We start from the raw sequence: 1,054 nt of genomic DNA on the forward strand, positions 1-1,054 counted from the left end.
CCCCGCTTATGGCGCGTCCGAGCTTTTGCGGATCGCCGCACACCACACTTCTCGGCCGGAGCGGGTCCGTGCAGTGTAACAAATGTGACAGCGTGCAATGCTCATTGGGGATATGCGGTTATCAATTCCCGATGTACACTCATTGGCGGGGCATCAGGATCGCCGCCGCCCTGCCTGCGAACCACAACACGTCTCGTGCGATCGACGAGAGGAAAGACCGATGTCCGTAAAAGCACCAGGCTCAAGCCCACCAATGTCTATAGTACCGGGCGGACTTGATCCACAACCGGAGGAAAAAAATGCGCCGCGCCTCGGCGGCCGATGTGTTAGAACCTTCGGGGATACCGGTGGTCAAAATTCCCTGGTTAAAGCCGAGGGAAAGGGTAAACATCTCGGCGTAAAAGAAGATCCCTGGTCGACAGACGCGCATATCATAGCGGTTCCGACTGGTGCGCCAGCAAATCCTGACCTTATGACAAAAGCAACGACTAAACAATCGCGATGGTCTTTTTTTCGCGACGGGACCACCGAAACGTTCTCGCAAATTGAGGTTGTTGATATCATAGATTGGAATAAGCGATTTGATATCATAGTGGGTGAGTTTGCAGCTGCGCGCGGGCATGACGATAAGGGCTATTTTAATGATTTGAAGGATGAACTAGAACAGATGAGGTCTCATATTGCAGATTTTATCAAACGAATTGAGCCTGTCATTGAAAATGCCAAAGAGGCCAAGAGGAAGCTGGAAAGTCTTGACGCCTCATTGATCAAAAGCCATTTGCCTATTTTTGACGCCCGATGAACACGCTGAGCGATGGCTGTTTGGCGCTACAATCCGGTCAGGACCATCGGCAAGCTTGAGATCCGGGCCTGTCGCAAATTTTTGCACTTAACGGTATGTTGGCCACTCGAAGAGAAATTACGGCTCCGAAAGTTGCGGAGCGAGCCGATGATTCTGAATTCCATTGCCGAAAAGCTGGAGCGCCAGTCAAAGGATGATTTCAAGGGGCGGTACTTCAAGGCATGGTTGGTCGTGCAGGCGCTTGGAGGGCAT

General features: G+C 51.8%; 1 protein-coding gene and 1 pseudogene. Both read left to right on the forward strand.

The window, feature by feature from the left end; genetic code table 11:
- Positions 1-220: 220 nt before the first annotated feature.
- A complete protein-coding gene (locus tag PDO_RS27980; RefSeq protein ID WP_007603763.1) occupies positions 221-802 on the forward strand; it encodes a hypothetical protein in 582 nt (193 codons plus the stop codon).
- Positions 803-949: 147 nt separating this feature from the next.
- A pseudogene (locus tag PDO_RS27985) lies at positions 950-1,054 on the forward strand (IS6 family transposase); the annotation flags it as partial.

This window comes from Rhizobium sp. PDO1-076 (genome assembly GCF_000247475.1).
Lineage (GTDB): Bacteria > Pseudomonadota > Alphaproteobacteria > Rhizobiales > Rhizobiaceae > Allorhizobium.

What these genes read in the sequence shown, in the direction of transcription:
- PDO_RS27980 (WP_007603763.1), top strand. Translation starts at nt 221, where the DNA reads ATGTCCGTAAAAGCACCAGGCTCAAGCCCACCAATGTCTATAGTACCG.